Origin of the sequence: Nonomuraea sp. CA-143628 (assembly GCF_050942315.1) — a bacterium.
In the GTDB taxonomy this organism is placed as follows: Bacteria; Actinomycetota; Actinomycetes; order Streptosporangiales; family Streptosporangiaceae; genus Nonomuraea.
In genome coordinates, this window is the sequence record NZ_CP192072.1 from 3,552,361 (window position 1) to 3,569,372 (window position 17,012).

Genomic DNA, 17,012 nt, shown 5'->3' on the forward strand with positions numbered 1-17,012 from the left:
TCGAGCCGAGGGCTGAGGGCTGAGGGGGCAGAGCGTGAGATTTCGCGATCGTGTGGTCCTGGTGACCGGTGGCGGATCCGGGATCGGGCGGGCGACCGCGCGGGCGTTCGCCCGTGAGGGAGCCGTCGTCGTGGTCGCGGGCCGCGGCCCGGAGTCGCTGGCCGAGACCGTGAAGCTGATCGAAGCCGATGGCGGCGTGGCCACCCAGGTGACGGCCGACGTCACCGACGAGGGCGCCGCCGCCCGGATGGTGGCCGAGGTCGTGGAGCGCCACGGCCGGCTCGACGTCGCCTTCAACAACGCGGGCGTGGTGAGCGCGGGCAAGGTGGGCGACCTCGATCGCGAGACCTGGGACCGCGTCCTGGCCGTCAACCTGACCGGTGTCTGGCTGTCGATGAAGTACGAGATCGCCCAGATGCGCGAGCAGGGCGGCGGCGTGATCGTCAACACCTCCTCCAATCTCGGTGCCCACCGCCGCCAGCCGGGGCTGGGCGCCTACGTGGCCTCCAAGGCCGCCGTCAGCGCCCTGACCAGGACGGCCGCCCTCGAATACATCGGCGAGGGCATCAGGATCAACGCCATCAGCCCGGGCCCGTCCGACACCCCCAGGTCGATGCGCCCCGGCGAGACCGAGGCCGACCGGGCCGAGCGGCTGAAGACCACCAACCCGAGCGGCCGCGTGGCCACCCTCGACGAGATCGCCGCCGCCGTCCTCTACCTTGCCTCGCCCGACGCGGCCTACGCGGTCGGCACCGATCTCGTCGTCGACGGCGGCGCCTCGGCCTGACACCAGAGTTCCCGGCCGGAAAATTACCGTTCGCTGGGACAGCGGCGACAGGGAACCGGGTATCCCCGGGCCATGGCCGTCTGCGAAGCGTGTGGCAACGATTACGACATGTCCTTCGAGGTGCACGCCCAGGGGGCGGTGCACACGTTCGACTCCTTCCAATGCGCCATCCAGTCCATGGCGCCCATCTGCGAGCACTGCGGCACCCGGGTGATCGGGCACGGAGTCCAGTCGGGCGAGCACTGGTACTGCTGCGCCCACTGTGCCCGCCAGGAGGGCACCCAGGGAATCGTCGATCGTGTCATGGCGGGGATGTCCTGATAGGTGGACACTTGATGTGTGGCCCCTTTTGACTTCGATGTCGTCGTACTCGGAACCGGCCCCGGCGGGCAGAAGGCAGCGATCGCCGCGGCGAAGCTCGGCAAGCGGGTCGCGGTCGTAGAGAAGATGCACATGCTCGGCGGCGTGTGCATCAACACCGGGACGATCCCCTCCAAGACCCTGCGTGAGGCGGTCCTCTATCTCACGGGCCTCAACCAGCGGGAGCTGTACGGGGCGAGCTACCGGGTGAAGGAAGAGATCACGGTCGCCGACCTCGGCATGCGCACCCAGCATGTGATCGGCCGCGAGATCCAGGTGATCCGCAGCCAGCTCGGGCGCAACCACGTGACGATGCTGCAGGGAACCGGCCGGTTCCTCGACCCGCACACTATTGGGATCACCGGCGACGAGGAGGAGAAGAAGGTCACGGCCGACAAGATCGTGATCGCCACGGGCACCTCGCCGGCCCGTCCGACCAGTGTGGAGTTCGACGACAAGACGGTCATCGACTCCGACGCGATCCTGCACCTCGACCGGGTGCCCGAGACTCTGGTCGTCGTGGGGGCGGGGGTCATCGGCATCGAGTACGCCTCGATGTTCGCGGCGCTGGGCACCAAGGTGACCGTGGTCGAGCGGCGCGACCGGATGCTGGAGTTCTGCGATCTGGAGATCGTGGAGGCGCTGAAGTACCACCTGCGGGACCTCGCCGTCACCTTCAGGTTCGGGGAGAACGTCGCCGCGGTCGAGCGGCGGCCCCGTGGGGCGCTGACCGTACTGGAGAGCGGGAAGAAGATCCCCGCCGACTGCGTCATGTACTCGGCCGGCCGTCAGGGAAAGACCGAGGAGCTGTGCCTGGAGGCGGCCGGCCTCGCCGCCGACGACCGGGGCCGGATCAAGGTGGACGAGAACTACGCCACGCCCGTCCCGCACATCTACGCCGTCGGCGACGTCATCGGCTTCCCCGCTCTGGCCGCCACCTCGATGGAGCAGGGCCGGCTGGCCGCGCAGCACGCCTGCGGCGAGCCGGTCGAGGAGACGAACGAGCTGCCGCCGATCGGCATCTACACCATCCCGGAGATCAGCTTCGTCGGGAAGTCCGAGGACGACCTGACGCGGGACAAGATCCCCTTCGAGGTGGGCATCTCGCGTTACCGGGAGCTGGCTCGCGGGCAGATCATCGGCGACTCCTACGGGATGCTCAAGCTGCTGGTCTCCTCCGAGGACCGGCGGCTGCTGGGCGTCCACGTGTTCGGTACGGGCGCCACCGAGCTCGTCCACATCGGGCAGACCGTCATGGGCTGCGGCGGCACGGTCGACTACCTGGTCAACGCCGTGTTCAACTATCCGACGCTCGCCGAGTCCTACAAGGTCGCCGCCCTGGACGCGATGAACAAGATGCGGGTGATCGCCCGGCTGACCGCCGAGCTCTGACCCCGCGACCCACGGCGGGGATCACTCGTCGGAGGTCGTGCGGCGGTTGCGGGCCGGGGGCTTCTTGCGTCCGGCGACGAGCGTGTCGCCCGGTGCGGCCGAGGGGGTGGGCTCGTCCCCGGGCTCGCTCGACGTACGGCGCGGCCGGGTGTGCGGTGCGGTGTCCTCCAGCGCGGAGCTCTCCGGCCCGCTCTCGGCGCGCGAACTCGACGACCGCCCGCCTGACGGCTTGCCGCTCGACGAGCCACCAGAGCCCGACGAGCCACCAGAGCCCGAGGAGCCCGAGGACGATGAGGACCCTGAGGACCCGCCCTTGGGCCGGGCGGGCGGCCGGAACGCGGGAGAGTCGGGGTCGCGCAGCGCCGCGATGACCTCGTCGGCCTCCGTCTCGGCGGCGAACTCGTTGGCCGCCGCCGATTCCCTGCGCCGGATCACCACCAGGTGGTCCACCGAGACCCGCCCGGCCCCCACCACGGCCAGCAGCAGCGCGGCCACGCCCAGCAGGATCAGCTCGTTCGTGGTGATCGGGTTGAGCGGCGGCGCGATCAGGAAGACGGCCAGGGACTCGGCGAAGAGGATCAGCCCCATCACCGACACGATCAGCCCGGCGATCAGCAGTGCCCCGCCGATCAGCTCGGTGAGCATGGTGACCGTGGCCCAGGCGCGCGGCGCGGGCGCGCCCTGCGCGAGGAATTTCGCCCCCGTGGCGTTCAGGCCGTCTTCGAGCTTGGTCCAGCCGTTGGCGAAGCAGATGCCGCCCACGCCGATGCGGGCGACCAGGGAAGCGAGATCATGGAGGGACTGTCTCACGGTTGTTGTCTGCCCTAAGCGGGACATCACACACCTCAATCACGGCGCAGCAGCGTGGCCACGGCGACGGCGGTCAGGCTGAGCAGGACGACGCTCACGACGACGGTCGTGTGCAGGGCATTGACGAAGGCCCACCGGGCGGCGTCGAGCAGCGCGCCGCCGGGGCCGCCGCCGACCTTGTCGGCGACGTGCGCGGCGCTGGCGAGAGACTGCCTGGCCTCGTCCATGCCAGGGCCGGACACTCCGGGAACGGCGGGCAACGCGGGCGCGTAGGCGATCGTGGTGATCGTGCCGAGCACGGCGACCCCGAGCCCGGCGCCGAGCTCGTAGGCGGTCTCCTCGATGGCCGCCGCCCCGCCCGCCTGGGCCTCGGGGGCCGAGGACATGATCGTGTCGGAGGCGGCGAGCAGCGCCACCTGTACGCCGAACCCGACGCCCACGAAGCAGACCGAGAGCATCACGGGATGCGCCTCGACGCCCCAGCTGAGCGTGGGGGTGAGGGCGAGCGCGACGAGGCCGAGCCCGCCGCTCATGGTGGCGCGCAGGCCGATCCGGGGCAGCAGGTGCGCCGCGGCCAGCCCGCCGCAGATCGCCGAGATCACCAGCGGCAGCATCCGTACGGCCGCCAGCAGCGGGGTGTCGCCGAGCACGAGCTGCAGGTATTGCGCCAGCATCAGCTGCAGCCCCACCAGCGCGAACACACCCAGCAGCACCCCGGCGACGCCGGTGCCGAACTCACGCCGCCGGAACAGCCCGACCTCCAGCAGCGGCGAGGCCAGCCGGAGCTGCCGCCGGACGAACCAGACGAGCAGCCCCACCCCGGTGAGGAAGACCAGGACGGAGGCACCGAACGGGATCAGGCTGCCCGCTCCCGCCTCTTTCAGCCCGAACGCCACCGCCAGGATGCCGAACACGGACAGCGCGGCGCTGAGACGGTCCCACGGCTGCCCGTCACGGTGCCGTGACTCCGGCAGCAGCCGGGCGGCGGCGGGCAGCAGCACGAGCAGGATGGGCACGTTGATCAGGAAGACCGCGCCCCACCAGATGCCGACGAGCACCCCGCCGATCAGCGGCCCCACGGCGGCGCCCGCCGCGGCGACCGCGCTCCAGACGCCCAGCGCGATGGCCCGCTCACGCCGGTCGGGGAAGACCTGGCGGATCAGCGACAGCGTGGCCGGCATGATCATCGCGCCGCCCACCCCGAGCAGCGCCCTGGCCAGGATGAGGACCAGCGGCGTGGGAGAGAAGGCGGCGACGGCCGAGGCCACGCCGAACAGCACGTAACCCGCCAGCACCAGCCGTTTGCGCCCGTAGCGGTCGCCGAGCGTGCCGAACAGAAGCAGTAACGGCGCCACGACGAGCGAGTAGATGTCGATGATCCAGAGCAGCTGCACCGCCGTCGGCTCCAGCGCCGCGGTGAGGGTGGGCACGGCGATGTGCAGGACGGTCGCGTCCACGGTGATCAGGAGCAGACTCAGGCAGAGCAGCACCAGGATGGACCAGCGGTTGTCCTGATGCCGCTGAACCGCGCGCCGGAGGACCGGGGCGGCCTGAGTGACGGTCATGGGGCCTCCTTGCAGGCCGATCCGATCTACGCAAGGCCCACATGAACTTGCGTGGCAGCTTAGGCCATGCCATCCAATGGGGACAGCGGTATCGGCCGATCCACGGCCTGAGGCACCTCTCTAGAGAGACACAGCCATATGTCCCGGCCTATCCATCTCTGTCCGGTCAGCCGATCATGGGGTCCGTGGGGACCGCCGAAAGTGCCGACAGAACCGACAGATCCCCCCGCGAATGGTGTGAAGAGGCGGTCACCAGACTCCAGGCGGGCCGCCCCGAGGCCGCGCTGGAGGCCGCTCGCACGGCCGCCGACATGGAACCGGCCAACGAGTGGGCCTACCGCCTGATCAGCCTCGCGCTGGAACGCCAGGGCCGTGACGCCGACGCGGTCGCGCCCGCGGAGCACGCGGTGCGCCTCGCCCTGGGCTCCTGGCCGGCCCGGCTGCGGCTGGGCACCGCGCTGCGCCGCGTCCCCGGCCACTGGGACGAGGCCGTCGAGCAGGCGGCGCTGGCCCGCGCGTACGCCCCCGAGGAGGCCGCCCCTCACGTGCTGCGTGGCGACCAGGCGCTGCTCCGCGCCGAGCACGCGCCCGCCCGGCGCGCCTATCTGACCGCGCTCGACCGGGATCCCGCGCATCCGCAGGCCCGCGTCAACCTCGGGCTGACGCTGCTGCGCTGGGACCGCCTCCCGGCCCACCGCGACCCCGCCTGGCCGATCGACCCGCGCGAGAGCGGCCGGGCCAGGCGGGCGCTGGAGGTCTGGTCGCGCCAGTCCCGCCTGCTGGTCGCGCTCGCCACGATCGCCATCGTCGTGGCCGCCCTGGGCTTCGACCGGGGCCGCGAGGGCCGGCTCGGCGGCCTCCTGGTGCTGGTCCTGCTCATCCCGATCACGCTCAGGCAGGTACGCAGAGTAGGGGTGTGGTCCTACGTCCCCGCCATGCTCGGCCGCGACCCCTGGCTGGGCGCCGCCCTGGCCTCGGCCGTCGCGTCGGTGGCCGCCTTCGCGGGCTGGTTGACGATGGGCGCGCTGCCGGACCTGCCGACGGCGTTCGACCCGGTCTGGGCGGCTCTGGCGGGCGTGGTGGTGCTCGGCTGGCCGGTGACGGCGGGCATGCGCGCGCTGGCCGAGCTCTGGCGCGGCAGCCCGATGCGGGCCCTGGCCCAGTTCGCCCGGGTGCCCGCCGAGCGCACGGCCAGGCGGAACACGGGGGTCACGCTCTGGATCATGGTCGGCAGGACGTGGTCGGTGCTGGTGCCCCTGGTGTGCGGGGCGCTGGCCGTGGAGCCTCGGGCCGCCGTGCTCGCGGTGGCGGTGCCGTACCCGCTGCTGGTCTCCTACCGGCGGGTTCGCCACCGCGAGGACAGATGGCTGCCGGTCGCGACCGGGCTGGTCGTGCTGGCGTCCGTGGCCTGCGCGGTGGGCGGCCTGCTGGGGCTGGTCTGGGCCTGGCGGGCCGGGCTCGGCGCGCTCTGCGCGGCGGTGGCGGTGGTCGCGCTGCGCGCCGCGCGCGCCTGGTGGCGCGGCGGGCCGGGGCCGTGGCGCGCGTCACTGATCATGTGCGACCTGCCCACCGGCGACGCCCCGTCCGTCGCGCTCACTCCGGAGGTACGCCAGGCGTTCGCGTACGCCAGGAGCGTCGTGCTGTCCTTCGGCGACTCCCTCGGCCCGCGCGTCGTGGGCACGGCGGCGACCGTCACCCCGTCGGGAGAGCTCAGACTGGTCGCCGAGACGCAGGCGCGGGCGGCCGTCGAGGCGGATCCACGGGTGGCGGTGTTCGCCGCCGACCCGCTGCAGCGCAGGTATTGGGTGGAGGTGCGCGGCATCGCCGTGGCCGATTCGGACCTGCTGCGGGTCACTCCCAAGCAGGTGCTCATGGGGGAGTTTCCCGGGCGGCACCAGCGGCGCTAGCTAGAATATCGTTCTATGCGGACTCTCCGTACCCCCGAAGAGCGTTTCGCCGACCTGCCCGGCTTCCCCTACGAGCCGCGCTACGCCGAGGTGGCCGACGGCCTGCGCATGGCCTACGTCGAGACGGGCCGGGCCGACGGGCCGCCGGTGGTGCTGCTGCACGGCGAGCCGACCTGGTCCTTCCTCTACCGGCACGTCATGCGCGAGCTGGCGGCGGCCGGGCTGCGGGCCATCGCCGTCGACCTGGTGGGCTTCGGCCGCTCCGACAAGCCGGTCGAACGGGCCGACCACACCTACGCCAGGCACGTCGAGTGGACCCGCGCGCTGCTGTTCGACGCGCTCGGGCTGAGCGGCGTCACCATGGTCGGGCAGGACTGGGGCGGCCTGATCGGGTTGCGGATCGCCGGTGAGCATCCGGAGCGCGTCGCCAGGATCGTCGCGGCCAACACGGGCTTGCCGACGGGTGACATTCCCATGCCCGACTTGTGGCATCGCTTCAAAGACGCGGTGATGAACGCTCCCGCGCTGGACATCGCCAGATTCGTCCAGTCGGGCTGCAAGAGCGAACTTTCCGCGGCCGTGCGCGCCGCCTACGACGCCCCCTTCCCCGACGAGTCGTACAAGGCCGCCGCGAAGGCCATGCCGGGGCTCGTCCCGATCACCCCCGACGACCCCGCCGCGCCCGCCAACCGCGCCGCCTGGCAGGTCCTCACCACGCTCGATCGCCCCTTTTTGGTGGCTTTCTCCGACGGAGATCAGATAACGGCAGGTATGGGACCGATCCTCAAGAAGTCGATGGCGGGCGCCGCGGGACGCGCTCATCCGGTGATCAAGGGCGCCGGCCACTTCCTCCAGGAGGACGCGGGCGGCGAACTCGGCCGCCACATCGCACGATTCGTCACCGGCACCTAGCGTGTCAGGTCCGCCCAATCGTCGGTCTGGTGCGGTATAACCAGGGGCGGACCGGGGAGGCGTGATGCGTGAGTCCGGCAGGGCCCAGACCGCAGGGCGGACCGCGGCGCGGGATCTGTTTGAACAGGTGCGGCTGCGCTATTTCCATCTTCCCCCGGCCATGCGCCGGGTGATGCACGTGGTGGTGCTCATCGCCACCGTCGGCGTGGCCGCCGCGCTCGGCTGGGACCTGTTCAAGACCTTTCTCATCACCCTGCTGGTGCTCGCGTTCCTCGCGCTGACGCTGCGCTTCCCGCGCGCCGCCGCGACCGTGCTGGTGCTCATCGGCTGGTGCGCGCTGCTGCCGGTGTTCTACGCGCTCCTCCCGCCGCCCTCACTGGCCCCCACGCTGCTGATGGTGCTGGCCGTGCCCGTCGCCGCCGCCGCGCACCTGATCCGCTGGGTGACGCCGTGGCTGAGCGTGCTGATGGCGCTCGTCCCCGCCGGGGTGCTCGCCGCGGCCATCTCCTTCGTCTCCGACGGCGCCGCGGTCTGGGTCGCCTACGGCGCGGCCACCGCCGTCCTCGTCCAGCGCTTCATCGCCGCCCGCCGGGCCAGGAACGCGCTCAGCGCCGAGGAGCAGGTCCGGGTCAGGGCCCGCGACGGCAGGCCGGAGGCGCCGTCCGAGAAGGCCGGCGGGCTGCCCGACATCTCGGTGGAGGAGGCGCTGGCCGAGCTGGAGGGCATGATCGGGCTCGCCCCGGTCAAGGAGCAGGTCCGCTCGATCGCCGCCTCCATCGAGGCGTCCCGGCTGCGGGCCGAGGCCGGCTACAAGGCCGGCCGCCCGACCAGGCACCTGGTCTTCCTCGGCCCGCCGGGCACGGGCAAGACCAGCGTGGCCCGCACGGTGGCGAAGATCTTCTACGCGTTCGGCCTGCTCGACACCCCCTTCGTGGTCGAGGCGCAGCGGGCCGACCTGGTGGGGGAGTTCCTGGGCGCGACCGCGATCAAGACCAACGAGCTGGTCGACCGGGCGCTGGGCGGCGTGCTGTTCATCGACGAGGCCTACGGACTGATCAACTCCTCCGACGGCCAGCCCGACAGGTTCGGCGCCGAGGCCGTGCAGACGCTGCTCAAGCGGGCCGAGGACGACCGCGACCGGCTGATCATCATCCTGGCCGGCTACGAGCAGGAGATGACCTCGTTCCTGTCCAGCAACCCCGGCCTGGCCAGCAGGTTCGCCACCCGGGTGCGCTTTCCGAGCTACTCGCCCGGTGAGCTGTCGGAGATCACCGAGGTGCTCCAGCGGCACCGGGGCGACACGATGGCGCCCGACGCGCGCGCCGCGCTGCTCGGCCTGTTCGAGGACGTCCAGCGGCGCGGGCTGGTCGACGATCTGGGTAACGCCAGGTTCGTCCGCAGCCTCGTCGAGGCCGCCGCGACGGCCCGTGACGTGCGCGTCGTGGGCGCGGGCGGGACACCGACCACCGAGGACCTCGTCACCACCACGACCGCCGACGTCACCAAGGCGTTCGACGAGCTGACCGCCCGCTTCCGCGGCTACGAGGACACCCCCACCATCGAGGAGGCGCTGGCCGACCTCGACCGGATGGCCGGGCTCGAGCCGGTCAAGCGTCAGGTGCACGCCATCGCCGCCCAGCTCCAGGTCTCCCGGATGCGCCAGGAGCGCGGGCTGCCCACGCCGCCGCAGACGCGCCACTTCGTGTTCGCGGGCCCGCCGGGCACCGGCAAGACCACGGTGGCCAGGGTCATCGGCCGCATCTTCGCCGCGCTCGGCCTGCTGGCCAGGCCCGACGTGGTCGAGGCGCAGCGGGCCGACCTGGTCGGCCAGCACCTCGGCGCGACCGCGATCAAGACCAACGAGCTGGTCGACCGGGCGCTGGGCGGCGTGCTGTTCGTCGACGAGGCCTACAGCCTGGTCAACCCCGGCTACTCCGGCGGCGACGCGTTCGGCGCCGAGGCCGTGCAGACGCTGCTCAAGCGGGCCGAGGACGACCGCGACCGGCTCGTCATCGTGCTGGCCGGCTACCAGCGCGAGATGGACACCTTCCTGGCCACCAACCCCGGTCTGGCCAGCCGGTTCAACCAGCGGGTCGCCTTCCCCAGCTACTCGGCGCGGGAGCTGTCCGAGATCGCCGTGCTGCTGGCCGACAAATCGGGCGACCGCTTCGACGAGGCGGCGCTGCGCGACCTCGACGAGGTCTTCGCCTGGGTCTGCGACGAGCGGCTGATCGACGGGCTCGGCAACGGGCGCTTCGCCAGGTCGCTGTTCGAGCGCGCGGCCATGCGCCGCGACGTACGGCTCGCCGCTCTGGCGGGGGGTGGCGGGTCGGCCAGCTCGGCGGAGCTGACGACCATCACCAGCGAGGATGTCCGCATGGCCGTGGACGAACTTTCCGGACGCTAGGCAGCGAACTTTCCGGACGTTAAGCAGACTGCAGTTTGGTAGTTCCGTGCGCCCCGATGCTCGCATGGTGTAGCAATATGACTACACATCGTGCGCGCCGAAGGGGAGGGCGATGGCGGGGTTCCTGGCCCGCAGGCTGCTCAACTATCTCGTGCTCGTGGCCGTCGCAGCCAGCCTCGCCTACATGCTCGCGGCCAGCGCCCTCGATCCGCGCTCCAACTACGCAGATCGGACACCCAAGCCGCCGACGGCCGTCGTCGACGCCCAGCTCACCGAGCTCAACCTCAACGACCACACGCCGCTGCTGGAGCGCTACGCGACGTGGGCGGGTGGCGTGGTGCAGGGCGACTTCGGCCGTACGGTCACCGGCTCGCCGGTCAACGAGGACCTCAAACGGCGCATGGGCGTCACCTTCCGGCTGGTCATGCTCGGGCTGATCTTCGGCAGCCTGCTGGGGGTGGTCGTCGGAGCCGCCGCCGCAGTCAAGCAGTACGGGTGGTTCGACCGATTGTCGACAGGGATGTCGTTCCTGGTGCTCGCGATGCCGGTGGTCGTGCTGGCCAACATGCTGATCCTGCTCGGCACCCTGGCCAACGATCGGCTCTTCGGGCACCGGCTCTTCCTGGTCAGCGGCGAATACAGCGACGGGCTCGACACCGGCTTCTGGGGGACCGTGAGCGACCGGCTGCGGCACCTGATCCTGCCGACGATCTCGCTGTCCCTGGGGCTGGCCGCGGTCTTCAGCCGCTACCAGCGCAACACCATGCTCGACGTGCTCGGCGCCGACTTCGTCCGCACCGCCATGGCCAAGGGGCTGAGCAGGAGCCAGGCGCTCATCCACCACGCCCTGCGCACCGCCCTGATCCCCGTGGCGACCTACTTCGCGTTCACCTTCGGCGCGCTGCTGACCGGCGCGACGTTCACCGAGAAGATCTTCGGCTGGCACGGGCTGGGCGAGCAACTGATCAACTCCATCTTCACCAACGACGTCAACACCGTGGCGGCCATCGCCTTCATCGCCGCGATCGCGGTGCTGTGCGCGTCGCTGGCGGCCGATCTGCTGCACGCCGCCCTCGACCCCCGGGTGAGGGCCGGATGACGGCGCTGCTCGTCGGCAGGCGGGCTCCGTCGCGGCTGCGGGTGGTCGCCTGGAGGTTCTTCCAGTCCACGCAAGGGCGGATCGGCTTCGCCGTGCTCGTGCTGCTGTTCCTGCTGGCCTTCGCCGGGCCGCTCCTCAGCCCGTGGTCCTACACCGACAAGGACTTCACCGCCTTCCTCAGCCCGCCGTCGGCCGAGCACTGGTTCGGCACGCTGCAGACCGGCGCCGACGTCTACGCGGTGACGCTGCGCGGCATGCGCAAGTCGCTGATCGTCGGGCTGCTGGCGGCGCTGGTGTCCACCGCGCTGGCCGCCGTCGTCGGGGCGTTCGCCGGCTACTTCCCCGGCTGGACCGACCGGACGCTCACCTGGGGCGCCGACCTGCTCCTGGTGCTGCCCGCGTTCCTGATCCTGGCCGTCATGTCGCCGCTGTTCGGGGCGGGGCAGTGGGTGCTGTTCGTGATCATGCTGGCGCTGTTCCTCTGGATGGTCACCTCGAAGATCGTCAGGGGGATGACGATCTCGCTGAAGCAGCGGGAGTTCATCCAGGCCGCCCGGTTCATGGGCGTCTCGCCGGTGCGCATCATCTTCCGGCACATCATCCCCAACCTGTCGTCGCTGCTGATCGTCGACGCCACCCTCAACGTCAGCGCGGCCATCCTCACCGAGACCTCACTGTCCTACTTCGGCTTCGGCATCCAGCCGCCCGACGTCTCCTTCGGCACACTCATCGCCGACGGCTCCCGGACCGCCCTCTACGCGCCGTGGACATTCTGGTTCGTCGCCGGGCTGCTGGTGGTCACCGTGCTCGCGGTCAACCTCATCGGCGACGCGCTGCGCGACGCCTTCGATCCCGCCTCCCGGAGGCCACGGTGACCCCCGTTCTGGAGGTCACCGACCTCAACGTCTCCTTCGGCGAGGTGGCGGCCGTACGCGGCGTCAGCTATGCCGTACGCCAGGGCGAGGTGCTCGGCATCGTCGGCGAATCGGGCTCCGGCAAGTCCGTCACCTCGGCCGCGGTCATGGGCCTGCTGCCGCCGGGCGCCACGGTCACCGGCTCGGTGCGGCTGCACGGCAAGGAGCTGATCGGCGCCCCGCAGCGTGAGCTGACCGCCTTCCGCGGCAAGACCATGTCGATGGTCTTCCAGGACCCGCTGTCCGCGCTGACCCCCGTCTACCGCGTCGGCGACCAGATCGCCGAGGCCGTGCGCGTCCACCAGAAGGTGACCAAGAAGCAGGCCGCGGACATGGCCGTCGAGCTGCTCGACCTGGTCGGCATCCCCAACCCGGCCCAGCGGGCCCTGGCCTTCCCCCACGAGTTCTCCGGCGGGATGCGGCAGCGCGCGGTGATCGCGATGGCCATCGCCAACGACCCCGACGTGATCATCTGCGACGAGCCGACCACCGCGCTCGACGTCACCATCCAGGCGCAGGTGCTCGAAGTGCTGAAGAAGGCCCAGCGGGAGACGGGCGCCGCGATCGTCATGATCACGCACGATCTCGGGGTGGTGGCCGGGTTCGCCGACCGGGTGCTGGTGATGTACGCGGGCCGGCCGGTCGAGGTGGGCAGCGTGGACGACATCTACTACGAGCCGCGCATGCCCTACACCGTCGGACTGCTCAGCTCCATCCCGCGCGTCGACACCGACGGACGGCACCCGCTCGTGCCCATCGAGGGCGCGCCGCCGTCGCCCGCGGCGCTGCCGCCGGGCTGCCCGTTCGCGCCGCGCTGCCCGATGCGCGTCGACGCCTGCGAGGCCGCCGAGCCGCCGCTGGTCGACGTCGGCCCGGCGCACCAGGCCGCGTGCATCCGCTGGGCGGACGTACGCCCCCGCGTGGCGGCCAAGCACGCGGTCCCCGTCGAGCCGCGCGACGCACGACCGCGCCAGGACCGGCAGCCGGTGCTGAAGGTCGACGGGCTGGTCAAGCGCTACCCACTGCTGCGCGGATCGGTGTTCAAGCACAGGGTCGGCACCGTGCACGCGGTGGAGGGGGTCAGCTTCGACGTACGCGAGGGCGAGACGCTCGGCCTCGTCGGCGAGTCGGGCTGCGGCAAGACCACGACGCTGATGGAGATCCTGGAGCTGGCCGAGCCGCAGGAGGGCCGCATCGTCGTGCTCGGGCACGACACCGCCCGGCTCGGCGGCGCCGAACGGATGGCGATCAGGCGCGACATGCAGGTCGTCTTCCAGGACCCGCTCGCCTCCCTCGACCCGCGCATGACCGTCTACGACATCCTGGCCGAGCCGCTGCGCACCCACGGCAAGGGCGATCCGGGTGGCCGGGTGGCCGAGCTGCTCGACCTGGTCGGGCTCGACCCCTCCCACGCGGCCCGCTACCCGCAGGACTTCTCCGGCGGACAGCGGCAGCGCATCGGCATCGCCCGCGCGCTGGCGCTCGAACCCAGGTTCCTGGCGCTCGACGAACCGGTCTCCGCGCTGGACGTGTCGATCCAGGCCGGTGTGATCAACCTGCTCGACGCGCTGAAGGCCGAGCTCGGGCTGTCCTACCTGTTCGTCGCGCACGACCTGGCCGTGGTGCGCTACATCGCCGACCGGGTGGCCGTCATGTATCTGGGCAGGATCGCCGAGATCGGGCAGGTGGACGCCGTCTACGACGCTCCCGCGCACCCGTACACACAGGCGTTGCTGTCCGCGATCCCGCTGCCCGACCCGGTCCGCGAGCGTTCGCGCCGGCGGATCCTGCTCGAAGGCGATCTCCCCAGTCCGGCCGACCCCCCGTCGGGCTGCCGCTTCCGCACCCGGTGCCCGAAGTTCAGGGCCGAGCTGACCGATGACGAACGCGCCGTCTGCGTGGCCGTCGAGCCCTCGGTGCACCTGCTCGACAAGGACCAGGGCGCCGCCTGTCACTACGCCGAGAAGCTCGAAGTCACCTAAGCTAAGCGGGAGGATTCGCTCGATGAAAGCATCACGCCTGATCGTGGCCGCCCTGGCCGGCTCGCTGTGCCTGGCGGGTTGCGGCCGGGGCCCTGGCGGCAGCGACGGCCTCGCGGGCGGCCCGCGGGGCGACGAGCGGAACGTCAAGGCGTACGACATCAACCCGCAGCCGCGTGACAAGGTCAAGGACGGCGGCACGCTGCGCTGGGGCATCAACGAGTTCCCCACCCAGTGGAACAGGAACCACGTCGACGGCAACCTCGCCGTGGCCGCGGTGGTCAGCAACGCGCTGCTGCCCGCGCCGTTCAGATCCGACGAGAAGGCGGACATCACCGCCAACCCCGACTACCTGATCAGCGCGGAGGTCACCTCCCGCGACCCGCACCAGGTCGTCACCTACACGCTCAACCCCAAGGCCAAGTGGTCCGACGGCAAGCCGATCGACTGGGCCGACTACCAGGCCCAGTGGAAGGCGCTCAACGGCACCAATCCCGCCTTCCACATCGTCTCCTCCACCGGTTACCAGGACATCTCCGACGTACGGCGTGGGCGCGACGACTACACGGTCGTCGTGACGTTCGCCCGGCCCTTCGGCGACTGGAAGTCGCTGTTCGGCCCCTTGATGCCGGCCTCCACCAACAGCAGTCCCGAGGCCTACAACACCGCCTGGCTGAACAAGATCCCGGTGACGGCCGGGCCGTTCAAGTTCAAGGGCTTCGACCAGACGGCGAAGACGATCACGCTCGTCCGCGACGACTCCTGGTGGGGCGACCGGGCCAAGCTCGACCAGATCATCTACCGCGCCTCCGAGCAGGACTCCCTGATCGGCGCGTTCAGCAACGGCGAACTCGACATCACCGACGTCGGCCCGTCGGCGCCCGACTACGCGCGCGCCAAGACCACCCCGGGCGCGACCGTACGCCAGGCGGCGGGCCCCGACTTCCGCCACATCACCTTCAACGGCTCCAGCGACCTGCTGAAGGACCAGCGGGTCCGGCAGGCCATCCAGCTCGGCATCAACCGCCAGGCGATCGCCCAGTCCGACCTGCAGGGCCTCGACTGGCCGATCGCGCTGCTGAACAACCACTTCTTCATGAACACCCAGGAGGGCTACCAGGACAACGCCGGCGCCCTGGGCGTCTACGACCCGGCCCAGGCCAGGCGCCTGCTCGACGCGGCGGGCTGGCCGCTGGGCGGCGGGGGAGTCCGCCAGAAGGACGGCAAGCCGCTCGACCTGCGCTTCGTGGTGCCGTCGGGCGTGCAGACCGGCAAGTCGGAGGGCGAGCTCGCGCAGAGCATGCTCGCGCAGATCGGGGTCAAGCTCACCATCCAGGCCGTGCCCAGCGATGACTTCTTCACCAAGTACGTCATCCCCGGCAACTTTGATATGACGCCGTTCGCGTACATTGGCACGCCTTTTCCGGTTTCGAGCAGTTTTGGGATCTACGCCAATTCGCCGAACGGGCAGACGTGGAACGCCAACTTCGGTCGCGTGGGCTCGCCCGAGATCGACGCGGCGATGAACCGGGCCGGCCAGAGTCTCGATCTGAAGCAGGCGCACGCCGACACCAACGCGGCCGACAAGCTGATCTGGCAGGAGGTCAACGTGTTGCCGCTGTACCAGCGGCCGCAGAACGTGGCGGTCAGCGAGACGCTGGCCAACGTGGGGGCCCGCGGCTTCTACGACCTCCGCTACCAGGACATCGGCTTCACCCGCTGAGGTCGAGTCGGTCAGCCGTGCCAGATCCGCTCGTAGGCCGCGCGATAGCCCGGCGGGTCCCATGAGGTGGCGTCGTCGACGTTGTGTCGCGTGGTCAGATGCACCGGCGCGACGTACCCACTCGGAGGCCGCCCGGCGAACGCGCGGTTGAACTCGTCGACGATCTGGCTGCCCTGCGCGTTCAACGGCTCGGGAACGGTGGCCTGCTGGAACTGCCGGTCCCGGACGCGCTGGAAGGCCGACGGGTCGCCGTCACCCGCGCCGATCGCGTACGGGGGCCCATCGCCGGCCTTGCCCGCGGCGCGCAGGGGCGCCGCCGCGTCGGCGAAGTAGAGGTCGTTGATGGCGACCGAGTAGGTCCATCGATCGCCGAAGCGCGACAGGAGCGAGGAGACCGCCTGAGGCGTGCGGCTGCCCGTGTCAGGAAGCGGGATGTTCTGGTACGACAGCAGCGTGACGCCGGAGCAGCTCAGCAGCGTTTTCTTGATCAGCTGAGCCTTGTTCTCCGCGAAGGGGATCGACGAGTCGGTGAAGATGACGACTCCCGCGTGCCCCTTCGACTTGGCGATGATCCAGAACGCGCTGATTCTCGCCACGTCCTCCACCTGGGTGGTGATGTTGGTGAAGAGCCTCGGGTTCGCGCCGGGCCCGGGGCGGCTCGCCGCGTGCCACCCGACGAGCGGGATGCGCATGTCACTGGCCCGCTCGACCTGCTCGGCGGCGGAGTTCGGGTCGAAACCGCCGATGACGATCCCCGACGGGCGCAGGGCGACGGCCTGGCCGAGGGCCTCCCGTACCCCGGCCGGAGTGCCCTGGCCGTCTATCACCCGGACGTTCCAGCCGATGGACTCCCCGGCCTCCCGCACCGCGTTGGCCGTGCCCGCGACGCCGGGGTTGGTCATGGTCGCCGCGACGAACACGAGGTTCTTGCCGCGGACCGCACGCGGACCGCTCGTGGGACCGTTCCAGGGGACGATCCCCTCGGCCCGCGCGACAGCGGGCTCGGCCACGGACAGGACGCCGGGACACGAGCTCGCGGACGGGCCCGGCGCGGGACCGGGAGCCGAGCCGGCGGAGCCCCGGGAGCAGCCGCCGGCGAGTGCGCAGGCCACCGCCAGCGCCGTCGCGATGCGTGAGAAGCGGTTCACGCTCGGATC

At 71.1% G+C, this 17,012-nt stretch carries 13 protein-coding genes; 10 read left to right on the top strand and 3 right to left on the bottom strand.

Annotation, left to right across the window (positions count from 1 at the left end):
• Positions 1-34: 34 nt before the first annotated feature.
• From ACQP2T_RS16605 to sthA, 3 genes are all read left to right on the top strand, one after another.
• Positions 35-787 (top strand): SDR family NAD(P)-dependent oxidoreductase, encoded by a 753-nt coding sequence (locus ACQP2T_RS16605; protein WP_433517029.1) that lies wholly within the window; start codon positions 35-37, stop codon positions 785-787.
• A 72-nt stretch (positions 788-859) separates the two neighbouring features.
• Positions 860-1,108, top strand: a complete 249-nt coding sequence (locus ACQP2T_RS16610) for a hypothetical protein (protein WP_433517030.1) — start codon at positions 860-862, stop codon at positions 1,106-1,108.
• Positions 1,109-1,126: 18 nt separating this feature from the next.
• Positions 1,127-2,539: a Si-specific NAD(P)(+) transhydrogenase gene (gene sthA, locus ACQP2T_RS16615; RefSeq protein ID WP_433517031.1), complete on the top strand. Its 1,413-nt coding sequence runs from the start codon at positions 1,127-1,129 to the stop codon at positions 2,537-2,539.
• A 21-nt stretch (positions 2,540-2,560) separates the two neighbouring features.
• On the opposite strand, the gene ACQP2T_RS16620 is transcribed toward sthA, so the two are convergent.
• Positions 2,561-3,349 (bottom strand): DoxX family protein, encoded by a 789-nt coding sequence (locus ACQP2T_RS16620; protein WP_433517032.1) that lies wholly within the window; start codon positions 3,347-3,349, stop codon positions 2,561-2,563.
• A 35-nt stretch (positions 3,350-3,384) separates the two neighbouring features.
• Entirely contained in the window at positions 3,385-4,914 is a 1,530-nt protein-coding gene (locus ACQP2T_RS16625; RefSeq protein ID WP_433517033.1) for an MFS transporter, read from the bottom strand.
• Between the two features lie 185 nt (positions 4,915-5,099).
• Here ACQP2T_RS16625 and ACQP2T_RS16630 point away from each other — a divergent pair, with 185 nt between their 5' ends.
• The 7 genes from ACQP2T_RS16630 (at position 5,100) to ACQP2T_RS16660 (ending at position 15,855) form a co-directional block, all read left to right on the top strand.
• Positions 5,100-6,821, top strand: coding sequence for a BTAD domain-containing putative transcriptional regulator (locus ACQP2T_RS16630; RefSeq protein WP_433517034.1), 1,722 nt, complete (start codon positions 5,100-5,102; stop codon positions 6,819-6,821).
• Positions 6,822-6,836: 15 nt separating this feature from the next.
• Complete coding sequence (locus ACQP2T_RS16635; protein WP_433517035.1) at positions 6,837-7,733, top strand: haloalkane dehalogenase; 897 nt, start codon at positions 6,837-6,839, stop codon at positions 7,731-7,733.
• 64 nt (positions 7,734-7,797) lie between these two features.
• A complete protein-coding gene (locus tag ACQP2T_RS16640; protein ID WP_433517036.1) occupies positions 7,798-10,140 on the top strand; it encodes an AAA family ATPase in 2,343 nt (780 codons plus the stop codon).
• A 112-nt stretch (positions 10,141-10,252) separates the two neighbouring features.
• Entirely contained in the window at positions 10,253-11,239 is a 987-nt protein-coding gene (locus tag ACQP2T_RS16645) for an ABC transporter permease (protein WP_433517037.1), read from the top strand.
• Positions 11,236-12,114, top strand: coding sequence for an ABC transporter permease (locus ACQP2T_RS16650; RefSeq protein WP_433517038.1), 879 nt, complete (start codon positions 11,236-11,238; stop codon positions 12,112-12,114). Before ACQP2T_RS16645 ends, ACQP2T_RS16650 begins: the two co-directional genes overlap by 4 nt.
• Entirely contained in the window at positions 12,111-14,135 is a 2,025-nt protein-coding gene (locus ACQP2T_RS16655; RefSeq protein ID WP_433517039.1) for a dipeptide ABC transporter ATP-binding protein, read from the top strand. Before ACQP2T_RS16650 ends, ACQP2T_RS16655 begins: the two co-directional genes overlap by 4 nt.
• A 22-nt stretch (positions 14,136-14,157) precedes the next feature.
• Positions 14,158-15,855, top strand: a complete 1,698-nt coding sequence (locus tag ACQP2T_RS16660; protein ID WP_433517040.1) for an ABC transporter family substrate-binding protein — start codon at positions 14,158-14,160, stop codon at positions 15,853-15,855.
• Between the two features lie 11 nt (positions 15,856-15,866).
• Here ACQP2T_RS16660 and ACQP2T_RS16665 read toward each other — a convergent pair whose 3' ends face one another.
• A complete protein-coding gene (locus ACQP2T_RS16665) occupies positions 15,867-17,003 on the bottom strand; it encodes a substrate-binding domain-containing protein (protein WP_433517041.1) in 1,137 nt (378 codons plus the stop codon).
• Positions 17,004-17,012 lie beyond the last annotated feature (9 nt).

Bases quoted from the DNA above. Each gene is read 5' to 3' on its own strand.
- ACQP2T_RS16610 (WP_433517030.1), top strand. From the start codon at position 860: ATGGCCGTCTGCGAAGCGTGTGGCAACGATTACGACATGTCCTTCGAG.
- ACQP2T_RS16625 (WP_433517033.1), bottom strand. From the start codon at position 4,914: ATGACCGTCACTCAGGCCGCCCCGGTCCTCCGGCGCGCGGTTCAGCGG.
- ACQP2T_RS16635 (WP_433517035.1), top strand. From the start codon at position 6,837: ATGCGGACTCTCCGTACCCCCGAAGAGCGTTTCGCCGACCTGCCCGGC.
- ACQP2T_RS16640 (WP_433517036.1), top strand. From the start codon at position 7,798: ATGCGTGAGTCCGGCAGGGCCCAGACCGCAGGGCGGACCGCGGCGCGG.
- ACQP2T_RS16645 (WP_433517037.1), top strand. From the start codon at position 10,253: ATGGCGGGGTTCCTGGCCCGCAGGCTGCTCAACTATCTCGTGCTCGTG.
- ACQP2T_RS16650 (WP_433517038.1), top strand. From the start codon at position 11,236: ATGACGGCGCTGCTCGTCGGCAGGCGGGCTCCGTCGCGGCTGCGGGTG.
- ACQP2T_RS16660 (WP_433517040.1), top strand. From the start codon at position 14,158: ATGAAAGCATCACGCCTGATCGTGGCCGCCCTGGCCGGCTCGCTGTGC.